The organism is Pseudomonas sp. NBB (assembly GCF_032701105.1).
GTDB classification, from domain to species: domain Bacteria; phylum Pseudomonadota; class Gammaproteobacteria; order Pseudomonadales; family Pseudomonadaceae; genus Aquipseudomonas; species Aquipseudomonas asiatica.
Genome location: NZ_CP103994.1, coordinates 4,942,164 through 4,963,778 on the forward strand (window position 1 = coordinate 4,942,164; position 21,615 = coordinate 4,963,778).

Annotated in this window: 23 protein-coding genes and 1 other RNA gene; 7 read left to right on the forward strand and 17 right to left on the reverse strand. The window is 61.9% G+C overall.

The window, feature by feature from the left end:
- Positions 1-6: 6 nt before the first annotated feature.
- The 9 genes from mraY to rsmI all read right to left on the reverse strand — a co-directional run bounded on the left by mraY (position 7) and on the right by rsmI (position 8,897).
- Positions 7-1,089: a phospho-N-acetylmuramoyl-pentapeptide-transferase gene (gene mraY, locus NY023_RS22860; protein WP_013974114.1), complete on the reverse strand. Its 1,083-nt coding sequence runs from the start codon at positions 1,087-1,089 to the stop codon at positions 7-9.
- Entirely contained in the window at positions 1,089-2,456 is a 1,368-nt protein-coding gene (locus tag NY023_RS22865; protein WP_023661970.1) for a UDP-N-acetylmuramoyl-tripeptide--D-alanyl-D-alanine ligase, read from the reverse strand. Before NY023_RS22865 ends, mraY begins: the two co-directional genes overlap by 1 nt.
- Positions 2,449-3,939 carry a UDP-N-acetylmuramoyl-L-alanyl-D-glutamate--2,6-diaminopimelate ligase gene (locus NY023_RS22870; protein ID WP_013974116.1) on the reverse strand — a complete coding sequence of 497 codons (1,491 nt, stop codon included), beginning with the start codon at positions 3,937-3,939 and terminating at the stop codon, positions 2,449-2,451. Before NY023_RS22870 ends, NY023_RS22865 begins: the two co-directional genes overlap by 8 nt.
- Complete coding sequence (locus NY023_RS22875; RefSeq protein WP_162097117.1) at positions 3,936-5,678, reverse strand: peptidoglycan D,D-transpeptidase FtsI family protein; 1,743 nt, start codon at positions 5,676-5,678, stop codon at positions 3,936-3,938. Before NY023_RS22875 ends, NY023_RS22870 begins: the two co-directional genes overlap by 4 nt.
- On the reverse strand, positions 5,678-5,971 hold the full coding sequence (gene ftsL / locus NY023_RS22880; protein ID WP_003260787.1) for a cell division protein FtsL: 294 nt from the start codon (positions 5,969-5,971) through the stop codon (positions 5,678-5,680). The genes NY023_RS22875 and ftsL overlap by 1 nt, the downstream gene beginning before the upstream one ends.
- The gene (rsmH, locus tag NY023_RS22885) at positions 5,968-6,915 is read right to left on the reverse strand and encodes a 16S rRNA (cytosine(1402)-N(4))-methyltransferase RsmH (protein WP_013974118.1); all 948 of its coding nucleotides are present in this window, start codon (positions 6,913-6,915) and stop codon (positions 5,968-5,970) included. The genes ftsL and rsmH overlap by 4 nt, the downstream gene beginning before the upstream one ends.
- A complete protein-coding gene (gene mraZ / locus NY023_RS22890) occupies positions 6,912-7,367 on the reverse strand; it encodes a division/cell wall cluster transcriptional repressor MraZ (protein ID WP_004575120.1) in 456 nt (151 codons plus the stop codon). The genes rsmH and mraZ overlap by 4 nt, the downstream gene beginning before the upstream one ends.
- Positions 7,368-7,675: 308 nt before the next feature.
- An RNA gene (rnpB, locus tag NY023_RS22895) (RNase P RNA component class A) lies at positions 7,676-8,035 on the reverse strand.
- Between the two features lie 67 nt (positions 8,036-8,102).
- Positions 8,103-8,897 carry a 16S rRNA (cytidine(1402)-2'-O)-methyltransferase gene (gene rsmI / locus NY023_RS22900; RefSeq protein WP_230397085.1) on the reverse strand — a complete coding sequence of 265 codons (795 nt, stop codon included), beginning with the start codon at positions 8,895-8,897 and terminating at the stop codon, positions 8,103-8,105.
- A gap of 267 nt (positions 8,898-9,164) precedes the next feature.
- Between rsmI and NY023_RS22905 the strand changes: the two genes are divergently transcribed.
- The 5 genes from NY023_RS22905 to NY023_RS22925 all read left to right on the forward strand — a co-directional run bounded on the left by NY023_RS22905 (position 9,165) and on the right by NY023_RS22925 (position 12,991).
- Entirely contained in the window at positions 9,165-10,982 is a 1,818-nt protein-coding gene (locus tag NY023_RS22905) for a penicillin-binding protein activator (protein WP_013974120.1), read from the forward strand.
- On the forward strand, positions 10,982-11,353 hold the full coding sequence (locus NY023_RS22910; protein ID WP_013974121.1) for a YraN family protein: 372 nt from the start codon (positions 10,982-10,984) through the stop codon (positions 11,351-11,353). The genes NY023_RS22905 and NY023_RS22910 overlap by 1 nt, the downstream gene beginning before the upstream one ends.
- Positions 11,354-11,439: 86 nt before the next feature.
- A complete protein-coding gene (locus tag NY023_RS22915) occupies positions 11,440-12,033 on the forward strand; it encodes a phosphoheptose isomerase (protein WP_012274070.1) in 594 nt (197 codons plus the stop codon).
- Positions 12,030-12,608 carry a BON domain-containing protein gene (locus NY023_RS22920; RefSeq protein ID WP_023662826.1) on the forward strand — a complete coding sequence of 193 codons (579 nt, stop codon included), beginning with the start codon at positions 12,030-12,032 and terminating at the stop codon, positions 12,606-12,608. The genes NY023_RS22915 and NY023_RS22920 overlap by 4 nt, the downstream gene beginning before the upstream one ends.
- A gap of 164 nt (positions 12,609-12,772) precedes the next feature.
- Positions 12,773-12,991 (forward strand): YgdI/YgdR family lipoprotein, encoded by a 219-nt coding sequence (locus NY023_RS22925; protein WP_013974122.1) that lies wholly within the window; start codon positions 12,773-12,775, stop codon positions 12,989-12,991.
- Positions 12,992-13,040: 49 nt separating this feature from the next.
- On the opposite strand, the gene NY023_RS22930 is transcribed toward NY023_RS22925, so the two are convergent.
- The 7 genes from NY023_RS22930 to rplM form a co-directional block, all read right to left on the reverse strand.
- Complete coding sequence (locus NY023_RS22930; protein WP_024087709.1) at positions 13,041-13,472, reverse strand: ClpXP protease specificity-enhancing factor; 432 nt, start codon at positions 13,470-13,472, stop codon at positions 13,041-13,043.
- Positions 13,473-13,482: 10 nt separating this feature from the next.
- Positions 13,483-14,106: a glutathione S-transferase N-terminal domain-containing protein gene (locus tag NY023_RS22935; protein WP_023662824.1), complete on the reverse strand. Its 624-nt coding sequence runs from the start codon at positions 14,104-14,106 to the stop codon at positions 13,483-13,485.
- A gap of 117 nt (positions 14,107-14,223) precedes the next feature.
- Positions 14,224-15,003 carry a cytochrome c1 gene (locus NY023_RS22940; RefSeq protein WP_013974125.1) on the reverse strand — a complete coding sequence of 260 codons (780 nt, stop codon included), beginning with the start codon at positions 15,001-15,003 and terminating at the stop codon, positions 14,224-14,226.
- Positions 15,003-16,214: a cytochrome b gene (locus NY023_RS22945; RefSeq protein WP_003260795.1), complete on the reverse strand. Its 1,212-nt coding sequence runs from the start codon at positions 16,212-16,214 to the stop codon at positions 15,003-15,005. The genes NY023_RS22940 and NY023_RS22945 overlap by 1 nt, the downstream gene beginning before the upstream one ends.
- On the reverse strand, positions 16,214-16,807 hold the full coding sequence (gene petA, locus NY023_RS22950) for a ubiquinol-cytochrome c reductase iron-sulfur subunit (RefSeq protein ID WP_015271723.1): 594 nt from the start codon (positions 16,805-16,807) through the stop codon (positions 16,214-16,216). The genes NY023_RS22945 and petA overlap by 1 nt, the downstream gene beginning before the upstream one ends.
- 263 nt (positions 16,808-17,070) lie before the next feature.
- Positions 17,071-17,463, reverse strand: coding sequence for a 30S ribosomal protein S9 (gene rpsI / locus NY023_RS22955; RefSeq protein WP_003260797.1), 393 nt, complete (start codon positions 17,461-17,463; stop codon positions 17,071-17,073).
- 14 nt (positions 17,464-17,477) lie between these two features.
- Positions 17,478-17,906, reverse strand: coding sequence for a 50S ribosomal protein L13 (rplM, locus tag NY023_RS22960; RefSeq protein WP_003260798.1), 429 nt, complete (start codon positions 17,904-17,906; stop codon positions 17,478-17,480).
- Between the two features lie 257 nt (positions 17,907-18,163).
- On the opposite strand from rplM, the gene NY023_RS22965 reads away from it, so the two are divergent.
- Complete coding sequence (locus NY023_RS22965) at positions 18,164-19,204, forward strand: NADP(H)-dependent aldo-keto reductase (protein WP_013974128.1); 1,041 nt, start codon at positions 18,164-18,166, stop codon at positions 19,202-19,204.
- A 262-nt stretch (positions 19,205-19,466) separates the two neighbouring features.
- Positions 19,467-20,387 (forward strand): GlxA family transcriptional regulator, encoded by a 921-nt coding sequence (locus NY023_RS22970; RefSeq protein ID WP_169774643.1) that lies wholly within the window; start codon positions 19,467-19,469, stop codon positions 20,385-20,387.
- Positions 20,388-20,504: 117 nt separating this feature from the next.
- Here the strand turns inward: NY023_RS22970 and zapE are convergent, their stop codons facing one another.
- The gene (zapE, locus tag NY023_RS22975; protein WP_013974130.1) at positions 20,505-21,599 is read right to left on the reverse strand and encodes a cell division protein ZapE; all 1,095 of its coding nucleotides are present in this window, start codon (positions 21,597-21,599) and stop codon (positions 20,505-20,507) included.
- Positions 21,600-21,615 lie beyond the last annotated feature (16 nt).

Here is a 21,615-nt window from a genome sequence, read left to right on the forward strand (position 1 = left end):
GCTCATCTACCTCAGTTTCAGGGTTGCAAGGCCGATCAGCACCAGGATCACGGTGATGATCCAGAAGCGGACGATCACCCGTGGCTCTGGCCAGCCCTTGAGTTCAAAGTGGTGGTGGATCGGCGCCATGCGGAACACGCGCTTGCCGGTCAGCTTGAAGGAGGCAACCTGGATCACCACCGACAGGGTTTCCATGACGAACACGCCGCCCATGATGAACAGCACGATTTCCTGGCGGACGATCACGGCGATGGTGCCCAGCGCAGCGCCCAGCGCCAGCGCACCGACGTCACCCATGAATACCTGCGCTGGGTAGGTGTTGAACCACAGGAAGCCCAGGCCGGCACCGATCAGCGCGCCGCAGAACACGATCAGCTCGCCCGAGCCCGGCACATAGGGGATCAGCAGGTATTCGGCGAACTTAACGTTGCCCGACAGGTAGCAGAAGATGCCCAGAGCGCCGCCGACCATCACCGTCGGCATGATCGCCAGGCCGTCGAGGCCGTCAGTGAGGTTGACCGCGTTGCTCGAACCGACAATGACGAAGTAGGTCAGCACGACGAAGCCGATGCCCAGCGGAATGGTGACATCCTTGATGAACGGCAGGATCAGCGTGGTTTCGACGCTGGTCGGCGCGGTCTTGTAAAGGAAGATGGCTGCAGCCAGGCCGAACACCGACTGCCAGAAGTACTTCCAGCGGCTTGGCAGGCCACGCGAGCTCTTTTCGATCACCTTGCGGTAGTCGTCGACCCAGCCGATGGCACCGAATGCCAGGGTAACGATCAGCACCACCCACACGTAGCGGTTGGTCAGGTCGGCCCATAGCAGCGTGCTGACGGCGATGGCGGACAGGATCAGCGCCCCACCCATGGTCGGGGTGCCGGACTTGGACAAGTGCGATTGCGGGCCGTCGTTACGCACGGCCTGGCCGATCTGGCGGATTTGCAGGGTACGGATCATCCACGGCCCCAGCCACAGCGCCAGGGACAACGCGGTCAGCACACCCAGAATCCCGCGCAGGGACAGGTACTGGAAGACCGCGAAGCCTTTGTGGAACTGTTGCAGATACTCGGCCAACAGCAGCAGCATTAATGTTTCTCCCCGCTGGCACCGCACAATGCCGCCACGACGTTTTCCATCGCAGCGCTGCGCGAGCCCTTGATCAAGATAGTGGTGTCGCTGGCATTCTCGGCGCCAACCGCGTCGATCAGCTCAGCTTGAGTAGCGAAATGGCGGCCATTGGCTCCGAACGCCTTGACCGCGTGTGTCATGTTGGAACCCACTGCGTACAGGGCGTCGACCTTGCCACGCGCGTAGTCACCCACCTGACGGTGGCCTTCTTCCGCCCATTGCCCCAGTTCGCCGATATCCCCAAGCACCAAGACGGTGCGCCCGGAAAAGCCGGCGAGTATATCAATGGCCGCGCACATGGAGGTGGGATTTGCGTTGTAACTGTCGTCGATCACCCGCACGCCGTTCGGCGCAATCTGCGCCACGGTACGGCCCTTGACCGGTTGCACGGCAGCCAGGCCTGCGGCGATGCCGCTCAGGCTCAGACCAACGGCATGGGCAGCGGCAGCGGCGGCCAGGGCATTGCTGACGTTGTGCTCACCGAGCACATTGAGTTGCACGTCTACCGTGTCGCCAGCGCCATGCAGCTTGAACGACGGGCAACCACGGGCATCGCGGCCGATGTCAGAGGCATGGAAATCGGCCTTTGGATTGTTGCGGGCAAAGCTGAAGACCTTGTGCGCGCCGGCACGTGCCTTCCATATATCAAAGGCCTTGTCGTCCAGGTTGAGGATGGCGATACCGCCCTCGCCCAGGCCTTCGAGAATCTCGCCCTTGGCTTCGACGATCTTTTCCGGGCCGCCGAACTCGCCAACGTGGGCGGTGCCGGCGTTGTTGATGATGACCACCTGGGGCCGGGTCAGGCCGACGGTGTAGCGGATCTCGCCAATGCGCGAGGCGCCCAGCTCGATCACCGCGGCGCTGTGCTCGGGGGCGATCTCCAGCAGGGTCAGCGGCGCGCCGAGGTCGTTGTTCAGGTTGCCGCGGGTGGCGTGCACCAGGCCACGGGTGCGCAGGATGCTGGCGAGCATCTCCTTGACCGTGGTCTTGCCGCTGGAACCGGTGATGGCCACCACCGGCTTGTCGAAGGCAGCACGGTTCAGCGCGCCAAGCTGGCCGAGGGCCAGGCGGCAATCGGCGACCAGCAGCTGCGGCAGGTCGACATCGGCCACTTCACGCTCGACCAGGGCAGCGACAGCGCCCTTGGCCTTCACATCGGCCAGGTAGTCGTGGCCATCGAAGCGCGGGCCAGCCAGGGCGACGAACAATTGCCCGGCGCCAACACTGCGGCTGTCGATGCTGACGCCGGTGAAGGTGGCGTCAGCACCGATTTGTTGACCACTCAGTGCTGTGGTCAGCTGGCTGAGTGACATCGGCTTAAGCATGTGGAGCCTCCCAGGCTGCAAGTGCCTTTTCGGCCTCGGTCAAATCGGAGAAATCATGGCGCTCGCCATTGATCTCCTGGTAATCCTCGTGCCCCTTGCCGGCCAGCACGATCACATCGTCGGCAGCGGCGGTGGCGATCAGGTGCGCGATGGCTTCGCCACGACCGGCAACGAACTCGACTTCGACAGGCTTGGTGAAACCCGGGCGGATGTCGTCAAAGATGCGCAGCGGGTCTTCAGTACGCGGGTTGTCGTCTGTTACCAGCACGCGGTCGGCCAGGCGCTCGGCCACTTCAGCCATCAGCGGGCGCTTGCCGCGGTCTCGGTCGCCGCCGCAGCCGAAGAGGCACAGCAGCTTGCCGTGCGCATGCGGGCGCAGGGCTTCGAGCACTTTCTCCAGGGCGTCCGGGGTGTGCGCATAGTCGACCACCACCAACGGCTTGTCGCCCCCACCCAGGCGCTGCATACGGCCGATAGGCCCCTGCAGTTTCCGGGTGACCTCGAGGATTTCGTCCAGCGCATAGTCCAGCGCCAACAGAGTCGCCACGGCGGCGAGCATGTTGCTCAGGTTGAAGCGGCCCAGCAACTGGCTGCGCAGGGTACGTTCGCCCTGGGCGGTGACCAGGGTGGCGCACACGCCATCGTCATTGAACACGGCTTCACGGCAGTACAGCGAGGCCTCCGGGTTCTCCAGGCTGTAGCTGAGCAACCGGGTTTCGATATGGTCGACACTCGGGCGGCGGGCAAAATCGGCGGCCAGGCGACGGCCGAAATCGTCATCCAGGTTGACCACCTGGCAACGCAGGCTCGGCCAGGCGAACAGCTTGGCCTTGGCGGCCTCATAGGCCTCCATGCTGCCGTGGTAGTCCAGGTGGTCGCGGGACAGGTTGGTCATGACCGCAATGTCGAATTCCAGAGCGGCGACCCGGCCCTGCTCCAGTGCGTGGGAGGAAACCTCCATGGCCACGGCTTTGGCGCCACCTTTCTTGAGGTCATTGAGGGTCGACTGTACGGCGATCGGGTCGGGCGTGGTCAGGCGGCCACTCTGCAGCTCACCATAGAAGCCGGTACCCAAGGTGCCGATCAGGCCACAACGCTGGCCAAGCAAATCCAGCGCCTGAGCCACCAGCTGGGTGACGCTGGTCTTGCCGTTGGTACCGGTAACGCCCACCAGATTCAGCTGGCGGCTTGGTTCGCCATAGAAGCGACCTGCGATATCCGAAAGCTGGGCGATCAGGCCCTTGACCGGGATGAGCGGCACATCGGTGATTGGCAGGACGCTCGCGCCCTGCTCTTCATAGGCTACGGCGGCAGCGCCACGCGCCAGGGCATCGGCGATATGCTCGCGGCCATCGACCTTGGCACCCGGAACAGCCAGGAACAGATCACCCGGGCGCACATTGCGGCTGTCCAGCGTCAGTTCACGGATCAACGGGTCACGGCTGGCGTGAGCGAAAAGCTTGCTCAATGGCATTGTCATCATCCACGCCCTCCCTTGGCGGTTGCAGCTGCATTGACTTGCGATTGTTCGACGGGTGCCGGTGTCGGCAGGTTGTCTGGCGGAACGTTCATCAGGCGCAGGGTGCCGGACATGACCTTGCTGAATACCGGTGCCGAAACCAAGCCACCGAAGTAACCGCCCTTGCCAGGCTCATCGATCACCACGACGATGGCGTAGCGCGGGTCGCTCATCGGCCCGAAGCCGGCGAACAGCGAGCGGTAGGCGTTTTCGGTGTAGCCCTTGGAGCCCACGGTGGCTTTACGCGCGGTACCGGACTTGCCGGCCACGTGGTAGAACGGCACCTGGGCGCGGAACACGCCGCGCGGTGCTTCGATCACCTGTTGCAGCATGCCCTGAATGGTTTCGGCGGTTTCCTTCGGAATGGCCTGCACCGCTTCCGGGGCCTTGTCGACCTTGAGGATCGACAGCGGCACCATCTTGCCGTCGTTGGCCAGCGCCGCGTATGCATGCACCAGCTGCAGAGCGGTCACCGACACGCCATAGCCATAAGACAGGGTCGCAGTCTCGGCCTTGCGCCACTCGCGATGGTTGGGCAGGTTGCCGACGCGCTCGCCGGGGAAGCCAAGGCCGGTGTACTGGCCCAGGCCGACCTGGGACATGACCCGGTAGATGGCCTCGCCGCCGATGTCGAAGGCGATCTTGCTCATGCCGACGTTACTGGAGTTGATCAGGATACCGGTCAGGTCGAGGATCGGGCCTTCGCTCTTGGACACGTCCTTGATGGTGTAGCGACCAATTTGCAGGCTGCCCGGGTACACCTCGACCTTGTCGGTCGGCTTCCAGCGACCACTTTGCAGCGCCGCGCTCATGGAGATCGGCTTGACCGTGGAGCCCGGCTCGAACACGTCGATGATCGCGCGGTTACGCATGGCGGCCGGGAACATGCTGCGGCGGTTGTTGGGGTTGTAGGTCGGCTGGTTGACCATGGCCAGGACCTCACCGGTCTTGACGTCCATGATCACCAGGCTGCCGGCCTTGGCGTCCTGTTCGGCAATGGCGTTGCGCAGCTCGCGGGTGGCCAGGTACTGCAGGCGCAGGTCTATCGACAACGCCAAGGTCTTCCCGGCCTTGGCGTTCTTGGTTACCTGGATGTCCTTGATCAGCCGGCCGCGCCGGTCCTTGATCACCTGCCGCTTGCCGGGTACGCCAGCCAGCCATTCGTCATAGGCCAGCTCCACCCCTTCGCGACCGTGGTCGTCGAGGTCGGTGAAGCCGACCATGTGCGCGGTGACATCACCGGCCGGGTAGAAGCGGCGGAATTCTTCCAGGCCATACACGCCCGGCACTTTCAGGTCGAGCACATGCTGGCCCTGCTCCGGGGTCAGGCCGCGGACCAGGTAGATGAACTCTTTGCTGGCCTGCTGGGTCAGGCGCTCGGTCAGCTGCTGCGGGTTCTGCCCCAGTGCTGCTGCCAGCTGCGGCCAGCGGTCCTTGGAGGCCTGCATTTCCTTGGGGTTGGCCCACAGGGTGGTGACCGGGGTACTGACCGCCAACGGTTCACCGTTACGGTCGGTGATCAGGCCGCGGTGAGCCGGGATAGGGATGTGACGCAGGCTGCGCGCATCGCCCTGCCCCTTGAGGAAGTCACGGTCGACTACCTGCAGGTCGATGATGCGCCAGCAGATGGCACCGACCATCAGCGCCAGCAAGCCGATCACCACGCGGAAGCGCCAGGGGTAGAGTGCGCCTTCGAGCTTCATCATGGCGCCACCATCCGCACTTCGTCAGCCGAAGGTACGCGCATCTTCAGTTGCTCGGAAGCCAGGTTCTCGATGCGACTGGCGGCGGTCCAGGTGCTTTGTTCGAGAATCAGCCGGCCCCATTCGGCCTGGGCCTTGTCACGTTCGTTCAATTCGCCGTACAGCGTGTTGAGCAACTGACGGTTCCAGTGCGCGCTGTAGGACACGGCGATGGCCGAAACCAGCACGGCAACGAACAGCAGAAGCATCAGGAAGCTTCCGCCTGGCAAAGGTTTGGCAAACAGCCTGCTCACCGCAGCTTCTCCGCCACCCGCATAACGGCGCTGCGCGCCCGCGGGTTGGCCTTGAGCTCGGCGTCGGAAGCGAACTGAGCCTTGCCGATGAGCTTGATTTTCGGCTCGAAGACCTTGTGCTGTACCGGCAGGTTGCGCGGCAGGTTGTCAGCCTCGCCCTTGGCCAGCTTGCGCATGAACAGCTTGACGATGCGGTCTTCCAGCGAATGGAAGCTGATCACTGCCAGGCGGCCGCCCACTTCCAGCGCATCGATCGCGGCCTCCAGGCCTGCCTCGAGATCACCCAGTTCGTTGTTGACGTGAATGCGCAGGCCCTGGAAGGCGCGGGTCGCCGGGTTCTTGCCCTTCTCCCAGGCCGGGTTGGCCACCTTCAGCACCTCGGCGAGGTCGCCGGTGCGGGTGAACGGTTGCTGTTCGCGGCGCTGCACCACGGCGCGAGCCATGCGCTTGGCGAAACGCTCTTCGCCGTACTCCTTGAACACACGGGCTATTTCTTCTTCAGGTGCAGTGGCGATGAACTCGGCGGCGCTGATGCCCTGGTCCGGGTTCATGCGCATGTCGAGCGGGCCATCATTGAGGAAGCTGAAGCCCCGCTCGGGGTCATCCAGCTGCGGCGAGGAAACGCCCAGGTCCAGCAATACGCCGCTGACCTTGCCATCCAGGCCACGCTCGGCCACTTCCGCCCCCAGCTCGGCAAAGCTGCGCTGCACAATGACAAAGCGGCCGTCTTCGGCCGCCAGCGCTTGCCCCGTGGCAATCGCCTGTGGATCTTTGTCGAAACCCAGCAGCCGCCCTTGCGGCCCGAGCTTGCTGAGAATCAGCCGGCTGTGCCCGCCACGGCCAAAGGTGCCGTCCAGATAGCAACCGTCGGCGCGCAGGGCCAATGCCTCGACAGCTTCGTCGAGCAGGACGGTAATGTGGTTGAAGCCGCTATCTATGGTCACAGGATCAGGTCACGCAATTCGTCGGGCATGGCGCCCGGTTGTTGAATAGCTGCAAGGTCTGCTGCCGAAACCGCGTTCCAGGCATCTTCATCCCACAGCTGGAATTTGTTCAGTTGCCCCACCAGCATCGCCTTCTTGTCGAGCTTGGCGTACTCACGCAGACGGGGCGGCACCAGGAAACGCCCACTGCCATCGAGCTCCAGGTCAACCGCGTTACCGATCAGCAAACGCTGAAGGCGGCGGTTTTCCTCACGCAACGATGGCAAGGCACGCAACTTGGCTTCTATCTGTTCCCACTCATCGAGGGGATAAACACACAAGCAGGGGTCAACGGCGTCGATGGTCACGATCAGCTGACCATTGCAACGCGAATCGAGCTCGTCACGGTACCGGCTCGGCATGGCGAGACGGCCCTTGGCATCGAGGCTGACGGCGTTGGCTCCGCGGAACACGGCTGCGATTCCCCACAATGTTAGCTTTTTTGTGTCAGAAAACCCACTTCATCCCACTTTCTGCCACTTGCGCACACTATAGGAATCCGCCCGCAGCACCGTCAAGGCACGTTCGGAAGGAAAAGCCTTACAGGACCGAGATTTAGCGCAATAAAGGAATGCGGAAGGACTACCGAGCAGAAAAAAACACGAGAAAAATCAAACCCACGCAGGCGAATGGAGTTCGAAGTTAAAGTGAATTATTAAGAGTAAGATTTTTTCGGTATTACCAGAGGACATCTGCTATCGAATAAAGCAGGGAGGGAAAGGTGGAGAGTCGATCTGTAAGCCGGGTTTTGTCGAGGACAGTCATTCCTCTACGACGGCCATCACTGGACGCCTCTAGCAACCTACCCGGTTCCGACGCGGGCCACGCCTGATGGAACCCTATTTGGTCTTGCTCCGAGTGGGGTTTACCTAGCCACGAACTGTTGCCAGCCGTGCGGTGCGCTCTTACCGCACCTTTTCACCCTTACCGGCACCGAAGTGCTTAGGCGGTTATTTTCTGTGGCACTTTCCGTAGGCTCGCGCCTCCCAGGCGTTACCTGGCACTCTGCCCTATGGAGCCCGGACTTTCCTCCCCCTGCTGTTGCGGAACAAAAGCAGGCAGCGACTGTCCGATCGACTCTCCGCCGCCAAGATTAACGGCACGCGCGCCCAAGAACAAGCAATACCGGCATTTATATCAATATGCCACTATTCGGCTTTCTGCTTTTCCAGTGCAAGTTGATACAGCAGGTTCTTGCGCACCCCGGTAATTTCCGCAGCCAGCGCCGCCGCCCGCTTGAGTGGCAGCTCGGCCAGCAGCAGGTCGAGCACCCGTTGCGCCTCGGCACTGACCGCCTGTTCGCCCTCCGGCGCACTCCAGCCACCGACCAGTACCACGCACTCACCGCGCTGCTGGTTGCTGTCACCAGCAACGAACGCGCGAAGCTCGGCCAGGGGCAGGCCCTTGAGGGTCTCGAAGGTCTTGGTCAGTTCACGCGCCAATAGCGCCGGGCGCTCGCCACCGAATACCGCCTCCATGTCTTCAAGGCATTCCAGGATACGGTGCGGGGCCTCGTAGAAGATCAGCGTGCGCGGCTCTTCCTTTACCTGCTCCAGGCGCGCTCGCCGTCCCGCCGCCTTGGCCGGCAGGAAGCCTTCGAAGATGAAGCGGTCCGACGGCAGGCCGGCTGCCGACAGCGCGGCGATCAGAGCGCAGGCGCCCGGCACCGGCACCACATTTACCCCCGCAGCACGCGCCTGGCGCACCAGGTGGTAACCCGGATCGGAAATCAGCGGCGTGCCGGCATCGGAAACCAACGCAACGTTCTCGCCCGCCAGCAGCTTGGTGAGAAAACGCCCGCCCTCGTCACGCTCGTTGTGCTCATGGCATGCCGCCAGCGGCGTGTCGATGCCGAAGTGCTGCAGCAGACGGATCGAATGACGGGTATCTTCCGCCGCGATCAGGGCCACGTCCGCCAGCACCTTCAGCGCCCGGGCACTCATGTCGTCGAGGTTGCCGATAGGGGTTGCGACCACATACAGCGTCCCCACCGTGGATTTCGAAGCCCCTGCCACATCAGTCACTGCGCACACCTGTCGTTCGGATCAAAGGCGCCATTGTAGCCCGAGCGCCTGCAACAGGGCGCAAAGAACTTCGCCGACGACCGATGGCAGGCCTCCTATAGTGAAGGATCGACACGGCAACATCGCGCCCCGGCCAGCGCTTGGGTACAATTGCCGGCCACCTTGATCGAGTAACAGGACCTTTACATGATCGCTTGCCTGCGGCTGTTCACAGCCCTCTGCCTTGCTGCCTTGCTGGCAGCCTGCGCCAGCTCGCCCTCATCCAGCCTGGGCGAACTGCCACGCACCCCGGACGCCAGCATCGAGCAACTGCTCGAAAAGGCTGCTTCCAGCAAGTCCGCGGAAGACGCCGCGCTGCTGCGCCTGAGCGCAGCCGACCTGGCCTACAGGCAGAAGGACTTCCCACGCGCCGCACGCATCCTCGAGCAGGTGCCGCTGGACACGCTCAAGCCGGCCCAGCAAGTGTTCGCCAGCACCCTCGGTGCCGAGCTGGCCATGAGCCGCAACCAGCCCAAGGCTGCCCTGGCCGCCCTGGCCCACCCCAGCCTGCAGCGCGTCGCCGAACTGCCGGAAGAACAGCAAGCGCGCACCTACAGCGTGCACGCGGCCGCCCTCGAAGCCGATGGCCAGGCCCTCGCCGCCGCGCAACAGCGCGTGCTGCTGGGCCCGCTGCTCAGCGGTCAGGCCGCCAGCGCCAACAATGACGCCATCTGGGCACTGGTCGCCTCGCTGCCGGCAGAGCAACTGCAGCAGCCAGGCAACGACCAGACCCTTGCCGGCTGGACCAGCCTGGCCTTCGCGGTAAAAAGCGCCGGCACCCTGGAGCAGCAGCAAGCGGCGATCGACGCCTGGGTCAAGCAGCACCCGGACCACCCGGCCGCCCAGCAACTGCCGCAGGCTCTGACCAAGCTCAAGGAGCTGGCCAGCCAACCGCTGACCAAGATTGCACTGCTGCTGCCTCAGGAAGGCCCGCTTGCTGGTGTTGCCCGCGCCCTGCGTGACGGCTTCATGGCTGCACACTTCCAGGCCCAACAAGCCGGCCAGCAGGCGCCAGCCGTGCAGGTATTCGACAGCTCTCGCATTGGCTCGCTCGACGACTTCTATCGCCAGGCCCAGGCCGCAGGCGTACAGCTGGTCATCGGCCCGCTGGAAAAACCGCTGGTCAAGCAACTGGCTGCCAAGCAACAACTGCCGATCACCACCCTGGCCCTGAACTACGCCGACGCCGGCCAGAAGGCTCCACCGCAGCTGTTCCAGTTCGGCCTGGCTGCCGAAGACGAAGCCCGTGAAGTAGCCCGCCGCGCCCGCGCCGATGGCATGGTCCGCGCAGTTGCCCTGGTACCGAGCGGCGAATGGGGCGATCGCGTGCTTGCCGCCTTCCGCCAGGACTGGGAAGGCAACGGTGGCACTCTGCTCGCCGCCGAGCGCATTGCCCAGCCCGTCGCACTGGCCCAGCAGATTGCCGACCTGTTCCAGCTGCGCCAGAGCGAAGGCCGCGCCAAGAGCCTGCAGAGCACGGTAGGTGGCAGCATCGCCGCGCAGCCGTCGCGCCGCCAGGACATCGACTTCATCTTCCTCGCCTCGACCCCGCAACAGGCCCAGCAGATCAAGCCGACCCTGAACTTCCAGTACGCCGGTGACGTACCGGTCTACGCCACCTCGAACCTGTACAGCGCCAGTGGTGACGTCAACCAGTACAACGACATGAACGGTATCCGCTTCTGCGAAACCCCGTGGCTGCTGGACACCAGCAACAGCCTGCGCCAGCAGGTCGTGCAGCAGTGGCCGCAAGCGGCCGGCAGCCTTGGCCGCCTGTATGCCATGGGCGTCGACGCCTACAGCCTCGCGCCGCGCCTGGGCCAGCTGAAAGCACTGCCGGACAACCGCGTACTGGGCCTTTCAGGCAGCCTGAGCATGAACGCCAACCAGCGTGTCGAGCGCCAGCTGCCTTGGGCCGAGTTCGTCCGCGGCCAGGTCCAGCGCCTGCCTGATACCGCCCGCTGATGGCAGCAGCGTCGCCCACCAGCGCCGGGCAGGCAGCGGAAACCCAGGCCCTTGAGTACCTTCAAGGGCAAGGCCTGCAACTGCTGGCGCGCAACTGGCGATGCAAAGGCGGTGAGCTTGATCTGGTCATGCTCGACGCCGATACAGTAGTATTCGTCGAAGTCCGCTACCGGTTGCACGCGGGCTTCGGTGGCGCCCTCGGCAGTATCGACGGGCGCAAGCAGAAACGGTTGGTGCTCGCCGCCAGCCTGTTCCTGCAGAAGGAGCCCCACTGGGGCAACCACCCCTGCCGCTTCGACGTAGTCGCCCTGCAGGGCAGCCACCATGCAGGCAGACCGCTTCAATGGCTGAAAAACGCCTTCGAATGCTGAACCCATTCCGATTTTTTTGCTCTATGTTTCGCGGGCTGGTCGTTGTTGCGCGTAGCAAAGGCCACCGCCCCACTTAAGGTCACCAGATGGACATGCAATCCCGAATTCGCCGGCTATTCCAGGCCAGCATCGATACCAAGCAACAGGCAATGGACATCCTGGCACCGCACATCGAGCAGGCCAGCCTGGTCATGGTCAACGCGCTGCTCAACGAGGGCAAGATGCTCGCCTGTGGCAACGGCGGCTCGGCCGGCGATGCCCAGCACTTTTCCTCCGAGCTGCTCAATCGCTTCGAGCGCGAACGCCCGAGCCTGCCGGCCATCGCGCTGACCACCGACAGCTCGACCCTGACCTCGATCGCCAACGACTACAGCTACAACGAAGTCTTTTCCAAGCAGATCCGCGCGCTGGGCCAGCCCGGTGACGTTCTGCTGGCGATCTCCACCAGCGGCAATTCGGCCAACGTGATTCAGGCGATCCAGGCCGCACATGACCGCGAAATGATTGTCGTAGCATTGACTGGTCGCGATGGCGGCGGCATGGCTTCGCTGCTGCTGCCCGAAGACGTGGAAATCCGCGTGCCTTCGACGGTTACCGCGCGTATCCAGGAAGTCCACCTGCTGGCGATCCACTGCCTGTGTGATCTGATCGACAGCCAACTGTTCGGGAGTGAAGAATGACCCCTACGCGCCTCGGCCTTATGGCCCTGACCCTATGCCTGAGCGTCACTGGTTGCAGCTCGGTGCTGACCTCTACCCGCAATTCGCCAATCGAGGACGATCGCGGAACGCGCACCATCGGCAGCAAGATCGACGACTCGCTGATCGAAACCAAGGCCTCGGTCAACATCGCCAAGGCCAGCCCTGACCTGGACAAAGGTTCGCACATCGTTGTCAGCAGCTACAACGGCATCGTCCTGCTGGCCGGCCAAACACCGCGCGCCGACCTCAAGAGCCTCGCCGAGCAGACTGCCAGCCAGGTACAGCGCGTCAAGAAAGTGCACAACGAGCTGCAGGTGATGCAGCCCTCCTCCATCCTGGCGCGCAACAACGACGCCTGGCTGACCACCAAGATCAAGACCCAGATGCTGACCGACAATGCCGTGCCCAGCTCGCGCATCAAGGTAATTACCGAGAACGGCATCGTTTACCTGCTTGGCCTGGTGACCCAACAGGAGGCCAACTCGGCCACTGCCGTGGTACAGGGCGTTTCGGGCGTGCAGAAGATCGTCAAGCTGTTCGAGTACATCGACTGATTCACTGATTACCTGCACCGGCCTCTTCGCGGGTAAACCCGCTCCCACACGAATCTCACAGCTTTCGAGGCTTGTTGTATTCCTGTGGGAGCGGGTTTACCCGCGAAAAGGCCAGCACAAGCAACAACACTGCCCCACGCTTCAGAAAAACCAGGAAACACCGCATGAAAAAGCTTCTGCTGCCTGCCCTGCTGTTCGGCACTTTCGCCACCCTGGCCGGCTGCTCTACACCAAGCCTGATCACCCTCAACGATGGCCGTGAATTCCAGGCCGTCGACGTACCGAAGTTCGACCGTGACGCCGGCTTCTACGAGTTCCAGCAACTCGATGGCAAGCGTACCCGCATCAACAAGAACCAGGTACGCACCATCAGCGACCTGTAAGCAGGGCTGGCAGTAAAGAAAAGGCGACCCGGTTGGATCGCCTTTTTTATTACTTGACCACTTTCAGACTTGGTCGACCAGTCGGGCGTGGCGGCTGGCCACCACCCTCTGGCGGGCCATCGTCATCCGGCTGCACATCATCATCTTCCTGCTCATCGTCATCCATCATGGACGACTCCAGCTCGAAGACCATACCTTGGCCATTCTCGCGGGCGTAAATACCCAGGATGGCGCCAACCGGCACGTACAGCGAGTGGGCCACGCCACCGAAGCGGCCCTCGAAGCTGACCGCCTCGTTGTCCATGTGCAGGCTGCGCACGGCACTTGGCGAGATGTTCAACACGATCTGGCCATCACTGGCGAAACCGTCCGGCACCTGGACCTTCGGGAATTCGGCATTGACCAGCATATGGGGCGTGCAATCGTTGTCGACGATCCACTCGTACAGTGCTCGAACCAGATAGGGGCGACTGGAGTTCATCAACGGCTCCTTAAAGCTTGCGCATTTCACGTTCTACGGAGGACAGGCTCGCCTGGAAAGGCTCGCGGGCAAACTGCCGCTCCATGTATTCCAGCAGCGGCTTGGCTTGCCGCGGCAACTCGATGCCCAACACCGGCAGACGCCAGAGTATGGGCAGTAGACAACAATCGACCAGGCTTTGCTCCTCACTCATGAAGCAGGCGAACTCGCCGAACAACGGCGAGACCCCGGTCAGGCTCTCACGCAACGCCTTGCGCGCTTCGGCTCGGTCAGCCTCGCTGCTGCGCGGATCGAGCACGGTATCGGCCAGGGAGCACCAGTCGCGCTGGATGCGGTGCATCAGCAAGCGACTGTTCCCCCGCGCAACCGGGTACACCGGCATCAGCGGCGGATGTGGATAACGCTCCTCGAGGTATTCCATCACCACGGTCGATTCATACAGCGCCAGGTCACGGTCGACCAGGGTCGGCACGCTGCCGTAAGGGTTCACCTCGGCCAGCTTGGGCGGCAGGCGACTGGGGTCGACATCGATGACCTGCACGCTGATACCCTTCTCGGCGAGCACGAGGCGTACCCGATGAGAATAGTGATCAGCGGGGTCGGAATAGCAGGCTAACCTGTTGGTTACGCCCATGTAGCGCCTCCTCGCACGGGATGCTTGTAAAACTGTAAATGAAAACGCGCCCGTGGGGACCTGGCAGATCTGCCAGGCCACCACGGGCGCGTTCAACAACCAGAAACTACTGCGTGATCAGTGCACGTCCTTCCAGTATTCACGCTTGAGCAAATAGGCGAATACGAAGAAGAAAGCCAGGTACAGCAACACGTAGGTACCGATGCGCTGGCTTTCCAGTTTGACCGGGTTGGCCGAATAGGCCAGGAAGGTCACCAGGTTCTTGACCTTCTCGTCGAACTGCTCGGTCGTCAGGGTACCGGAATTCGGCGTAATGGTCAGCTGGTCGCAGGCTTCATGGGTCAGCGGGCTACCAGTCAGTGGGTCGAATTGCTTCTTGCCATCGGTTACGGTCTGCACCTGCTTGCAGCCAACCACCTGGTTACCCTGCAAGCCGACCAGCACGTTAGGCATGCCGACGTTCGGGAACACCTTGTTGTTCACCCCATAAGGCCGCGACGGGTCCTCATAGAAGCTGCGCAGGTAGGTGTACAACCAGTCGGTACCACGCACTCGGGCCACCAGGGTCAGGTCGGGCGGTGCAGCGCCGAACCAGGTCTTGGCGTCACTGGGCTTCATGCCGATCTGCATGTGGTCACCGATCTTGGCACCGGTGAACACCAGCTTCTCGAGCATCAGCTCGTGGGGGATGCCCAGGTCATCAGCAACCCGCTCGTAACGCTGGAACTTCGCACTGTGGCAACCCATGCAATAGTTGGCAAAGGTACGCGCACCGTCCTGCATGGCGGCCTTGTCGCTCAGGTCGATGTCGACCTTGTCCAGCTCCAGGCCCGTTTCGGCAGCGAAGGAAAAGGCAGGCATCACTGCCAGCAAAAATACTGCAATCAACTTTTTCATCAGCCAGTCACCCTTTCCGGAACCGGTTTGGTCTTCTCGAGCCTTGTGTAGAACGGCATCAGCAGGAAGTAGGCGAAGTACAACACCGTGCACACCTGCGACAGCAAGGTACGCCCAGGTGTCGGCGCCAGCACGCCCAGTATGCCGAGGATGACGAAGGCCACACAGAACACCAGCAGGAAGAGCTTGCTGATCCAGCCCTTGTAGCGCATGGAGCGGACCGGGCTGCGGTCGAGCCAGGGCAAGACGAACAACACGGCAATGGCCGCACCCATGGCAATGACGCCCATCAGCTTGTCAGGCACCGCACGCAGGATCGCGTAGAACGGCGTGAAGTACCACACAGGCGCAATGTGCTCGGGGGTCTTGAAGGCGTTCGCCTGCTCGAAGTTAGGTTTCTCCAGGAAGTAACCGCCCATTTCCGGGAAGAAGAACACCACGGCGCAGAACACGAACAGGAACACCACCACGCCGACAATATCCTTGACGGTGTAGTACGGGTGGAACGGGATACCGTCCAGCGGGATACCGTTTTCGTCCTTTTTCTTCTTGATGTCGACGCCATCGGGGTTGTTCGAACCCACTTCATGAAGGGCGAGGATGTGCAGGACCACCAGGCCGAGAATCACGATCGGCAAGGCAACCACGTGCAGGGCGAAGAAGCGGTTCAGAGTGATACCCGAGATCAGGTAGTCACCACGGATCCATTGGGTGAGGTCGCCACCGATCACCGGAATGGCACCGAACAGCGAGATGATCACCTGGGCACCCCAGTACGACATCTGGCCCCACGGCAGCAGGTAGCCCATGAAGGCTTCGGCCATCAGCGCCAGGTAGATCAGCATGCCGAACAGCCACACCAGTTCACGCGGCTTCTGGTAGGAACCGTAGAGCAGGCCGCGGAACATGTGCAGGTAGACGACGATGAAGAACGCCGATGCACCGGTGGAGTGCAGGTAGCGCAGGATCCAGCCGTATTCCACATCCCGCATGATGTACTCGACCGAGGCGAACGCCTCTTCTGCCGAGGGCGTGAAGCTCATGGTCAGCCACACACCGGTGACGATCTGGTTGACCAGCACCAGCAACGCCAGCGAGCCGAAGAAGTACAGGAAGTTGAAGTTCTTGGGTGCGTAATACTTGCTCAGGTGGTCTTCCCACATCTTGGTCGCGGGGAAGCGAGCATCAATCCAGTCCATGAACTTGCTCATCATGCGTTCTCCTGGTCAACGCCGATGACGACGATCTCGTCCGACTCGTAAGAGTGCGGTGGCACGGGCAGGTTGAGTGGCGCCGGCTGCGACTTGTAGACACGGCCGGCCAGGTCGTAGTGGGAACCGTGGCACGGGCAGAAATAGCCACCGACCCATTTCGGGCCAAGGTCGGCGGGTGCGACTTCCGGGCGGAAGGTGGGCGAGCAGCCCAGGTGTGTGCACAGGCCAACAAGGATGAGGATTTCCGGCTTGATCGAACGAACCTGCGGATCGACGTAGGTGGGCTGCACCGAGGCCTTGGACTCGGGGTCAGCCAGATCACCTACGACCTTTTTCAGGTTACCGAGGATCTCGTCCGTTCGCCGCACGATGAACACTGGCTGACCGCGCCACTCGGCCACCATCTGCTGCCCGGCCTCGACCTTGGCGATATTGACCTTCACCGGTGCACCCGCGGCTTTCGCCTTGGCACTGGGAAACCATGACCCCACGAACGGTACCGCAGCCCCCACTGCCCCCGCCGCCCCGACTACGGATGTCGCGGCTACGAGGAAGCGGCGCCGGCCTGCGTTGACGCCGTCATTGCTCATTCAGTCCTCTCCCATCAGCTTGCTTGACCAGTTGGACCTGGCCTGTACTTAGGTAATGTCTGTGGCACTAAAAATTGGCCGCCATGGTAAGAAACAAATCCACACACTGACAAGGTGATTACCCGGGGAACGGGCTACAACCCTCGCTTTGCTTGATCTGCGTCTATGCGGCAAGTCGTCACGGACATGCTGACAGGTTAGTTCAAGACATAAAAAAAGCCCGGTTCCAAAGAACCGGGCTTTTTTCGACTGCCGAAGCGGTATTAACGCTTGGAGTACTGAGGACGCTTACGCGCTTTACGCAGACCCACTTTCTTACGCTCGACTTCACGAGCGTCGCGGGTGACGTAGCCAGCACGACGCAGAGCGCCACGCAGGGTTTCGTCGTATTCCATCAGAGCGCGGGTGATACCGTGACGGATCGCACCGGCTTGACCGCTGACACCACCACCGGAAACGGTGACGTAGATGTCGAACTTCTCAACGGTTTCGGTCAGCTCGAGCGGCTGACGAACAACCATGCGAGCGGTTTCGCGACCGAAGAACACGTCCAGAGAACGGTTGTTGATGGAAATGTTACCAGTACCCGGACGCAGGAATACGCGAGCGGTTGCGGTCTTGCGACGGCCAGTGCCGTAGTTTTGAGTCGCCGACATAATGAACTATCCCGTTAGATCTTCAGTTCTTGAGGCTGCTGAGCAGTGTGTGGGTGAGCAGCACCCGCGTACACTTTCAGCTTGCGGTACATGTCGCGACCCAGCGGGTTCTTCGGCAGCATGCCTTTGACCGCAGTTTCGATAACACGCTCAGGGGCCTTGGCGATCAACTTCTCGAAGTTGATTTCCTTGATACCGCCCGGGAAACCGGAGTGGGAGTAGTACATCTTGTCGGAAGACTTGGCACCAGTCACACGAACCTGCTCGGCGTTGATAACGACGATGTAGTCGCCGGTGTCAACGTGAGGGGTGTATTCTGGCTTGTGTTTGCCACGCAGACGGCTAGCGATTTCGGTAGCCAGACGACCCAGGGTCTGGCCAGCGGCGTCGACTACGAACCACTCGCGCTTTACTGTTTCCGGTTTAGCAGTAAAAGTTTTCATTCTCTAAAGCCTCAGAGGCCGCCCAGCGAAAAATAGACGGCGAATCTTACTGGATAGTGCACAGCTTGCCAAGGGCAAGCGCGCAGCCGAACGCTGACGCTTTTGGGGGCTCGGGTCAGGCACGCCAATGTTCGACGGGGTTCTTCCTGCGTGGTGGTGCATCACTTCCGCCACACGGAGAGGTGCCGAATTATCCAGATTGCGCGAAAAATTTCAACCTGCTTTGATGGGCTTCTTTGCCAAGGAGTGTCTATCCGATGGAATACCGCCAGCTCGGCCGTACCGACCTCAATGTCAGTGCCCTGTGCCTTGGAACCATGACCTGGGGCGAGCAGAACGTTCAGGCCGAGGCCTTCGAGCAGATTGCCCGGGCCAAGGCCGCCGGGGTCAACTTCATCGACACCGCCGAGATGTACCCGGTGCCGCCCCGCCCCGAAACCTACGCCGCCACCGAGCGCATCATCGGCAACTGGTTCCGCGCCAATGGCGATCGCGATGACTGGGTGCTGGCCAGCAAGGTCGCCGGCCCCGGCAACGGCATCAGCCACATCCGCGACGGCCAGCTCAAGCACAACCGCCAGCACATCGTCGCCGCGCTGGACGAGAGTCTCAAGCGCCTGCAGACCGACCGCATCGACCTGTACCAGCTGCACTGGCCCGAGCGCAGCACCAACTTCTTTGGCAAGCTGGGCTACCAGCATTTGCCACAGGACCACTTCACCCCGCTGGAAGAAACCCTTGAAGTACTCGACGAGCAGGTGCGCGCAGGCAAGATCCGCCACGTCGGCCTGTCCAACGAAACGCCGTGGGGCACCATGAAGTTCCTGCTACTGGCTGAAAGCCGCGGCTGGCCGCGAGCAGTATCGATCCAGAACCCTTACAACCTGCTCAACCGCAGCTTCGAGGTGGGCCTGGCGGAAGTGGCCATCCGCGAGCAGTGCGGCCTGCTGGCCTATTCGCCGCTGGCGTTCGGCATGCTCTCCGGCAAATACGAGAACGGCGCACGCCCGGAAAACGCACGCCTGACCCTGTTCAGCCGCTTTGCCCGCTATTCCAACCCACAGACCGTGGCGGCCTGCAGCCGCTATGTGCAGCTGGCCCGCGAGCACGGCCTGGACCCGGCGCAGATGGCCCTGGCATTTGTCACCCGGCAGCCGTTCGTGACCAGCAACATCATTGGCGCGACCAGCCTCGAGCAGTTGGACAGCAACCTTGCCAGCCTCGAGCTGAGCCTGAGTGATGAACTGCTGGCGGCGATCGAGGCGATTCACCAGGAGCAACCGAACCCGGCGCCTTGAGCCGGACCCTGTGCTGGTTTCTTCGCGGGCTCGCCCGCTCCCTGCCCCTCAGGCCTGCGGGTTACCTGTGGGAGCGGGCAAGCCCGCGAAGAAACCAGCGCGGTGTAGCAGGCTAGACACAATCGCCAAAAAATAAGACGATCCAGCCGGTGATTGACCACTCTACCCTATAAGAACAATGACAATGATGTTTACCCAACCCTCCGCGTCGCTGCGGCGCGTCAGCATCCTGGCCATTGACAAGGTGTTCGCTTCGACCTTGATGCAGGCCAAGGATTTCTTCCACCTCGCCAGCTTGCGCTACAGCAAGCAACTGGGCCTGGGACTGCAGCCAATGTTCGAGATTCGCCTGGTGAGCCCGGACGGCCAGCCCGTGGACAGCTTCAGCAATGTGCAGTTGCCGGTCGAAGGCGGCCTAGACGACGCCGACGTGATCATCCTCCCGGCCTTCTGGGATGACTTCGACAACCTGCTGCAACGTTATCCACAGGTACTGCCTTGGCTGCGTGAACAGCATGCCCGCGGCTCGGTGCTGTGCGCCGAGGCCAGTGGCGTATTCTGGCTGGCCGAGTCCGGCCTGCTCGATGGCAAGGAAGCGACCACCTACTGGCGCTTCTTCAACAGCTTTGCCGAACGCTTCCCGAAGATCCGGCTGAACCAGGACAAGCACCTGACCGATGCAGACAACCTCTATTGTGCCGGCGGGACCACTTCAGCCTGCGACCTGTACATCTATCTGATCGAACGCTTCTGCGGCGCCAACGTGGCCCGCGCCGTGTCCCGCGACATCCTCTACGAAGTGCAGCGCAACTACACCCCGGGACGCATGGGCTTTGGCGGGCAGAAGCTGCACCAGGACCTGATCATCCTGCAGATACAGCACTGGCTGGAAGAACACTTCGCCGACAAGTTCCGCTTCGAGGACGTGGCTCGCAACCACGGCATGAGCATTCGCAATTTCATGCGGCGTTTCCAGAGCGCTACGGGTGACAAGCCGCTGCACTACCTGCAACGGTTGAGGATCGAGACGGCCAAGGGCTTGTTGTCGAGCACGCGCAAGAGCATCAAGACCATCAGTTATGAGGTGGGCTATGACGATGCCAGTTTCTTTGCGCGGCTGTTCCGCCAGCATACCGAGTTGTCGCCGAACCAGTATCGGCAACAGTTCATGCAAGAGGCTTGAGGCCAATGGGGCTGCTCTGCAGCCCATCGCGACACAAGGCCGCTCCTACAGGGAATCGCGTAATCCTGTAGGAGCGGCCTTGTGTCGCGAAAGGGCCGCAAAGCGGCCCCGGTAATTTCAAGGCTTGTGCGCCCGCGCCAGAAACTCGTGCGACTGCATCTCCAGCAAACGGCTCAGGGTACGCTGGAACTCGAAGGCCAAGCGCCCACCGGTATACAGGTCCTTCAGCTCCACCTCGGCCGAGATGATCAGTTTGACGTTGCGGTCGTAGAACTCGTCCACCATGTTGATGAAGCGGCGGGCGATGTCGTCGGTGGTGACACCCATCTGCTCCACGTTGCTCAACAGCACGGCATGGAAGATCTTGCCCAGTTCGATGTAGTCGTTCTGGCTGCGGGGGCCGTCGCACAGGGCGCGGAAGTCGAACCAGGCCACGTCGTCACAGGTAAGCAGGGCATTGATCGGGCGATTCTCGATCATCAGCACGTCGTTCTGGACCGCCTGGGTGCACTCGGGGGTCAGTGCCTTGAAGCTTGCGCGCAGGCTCTGGTGAGCCGCTTCATCGAGCGGGTAATGGTAAAGCTCGGCCTGCTCCAGGTGACGCAGGCGGTAGTCGACCCCGCTGTCGACGTTCACCACCTCGGTGTACTGCTTGATCATGGCGATGGCCGGCAGGAAACGCGCGCGCTGCAGGCCGTCCTTGTACAGGCCGTCCGGCACGATGTTGGAGGTAGCCACCAGCGATACGCCGTTCTTGAACAACTCTTCCATCAGGGTGCCGAGAATCATCGCGTCGGTAATGTCCGACACGAAGAATTCGTCGAAACAGATGACCTTGGCTTCTTCGCTGAAGCGCTTGGCAATGATGGTCAGCGGGTTCTTCTCGCCCTTGAGGGTTTTCATCTCCTCGTGCACACGCTTCATGAAGCGGTGGAAGTGCGTGCGCATCTTCTGCTTGAACGGCAGCGCCTCGAAGAAGGTATCGACCAGGTAGGTCTTGCCGCGCCCTACCCCACCCCAGAAGTACAGGCCCTTGACCGGGGTCTGCTCCTTCTTGCCGAACAGCTTGCCGAACACACCCGGCTTGTTGTTCTGCGCGTGTACCAGGTCATCGTACAGGCGCTGCAGGTGACGCACCGCAGTTTCCTGCGCCGCGTCATGGAAGAAGTCGGGACGTTTCAGATCTGCTTGATATCGTTCTAGGGGCGTCATGATTCGTTAGCGAGGC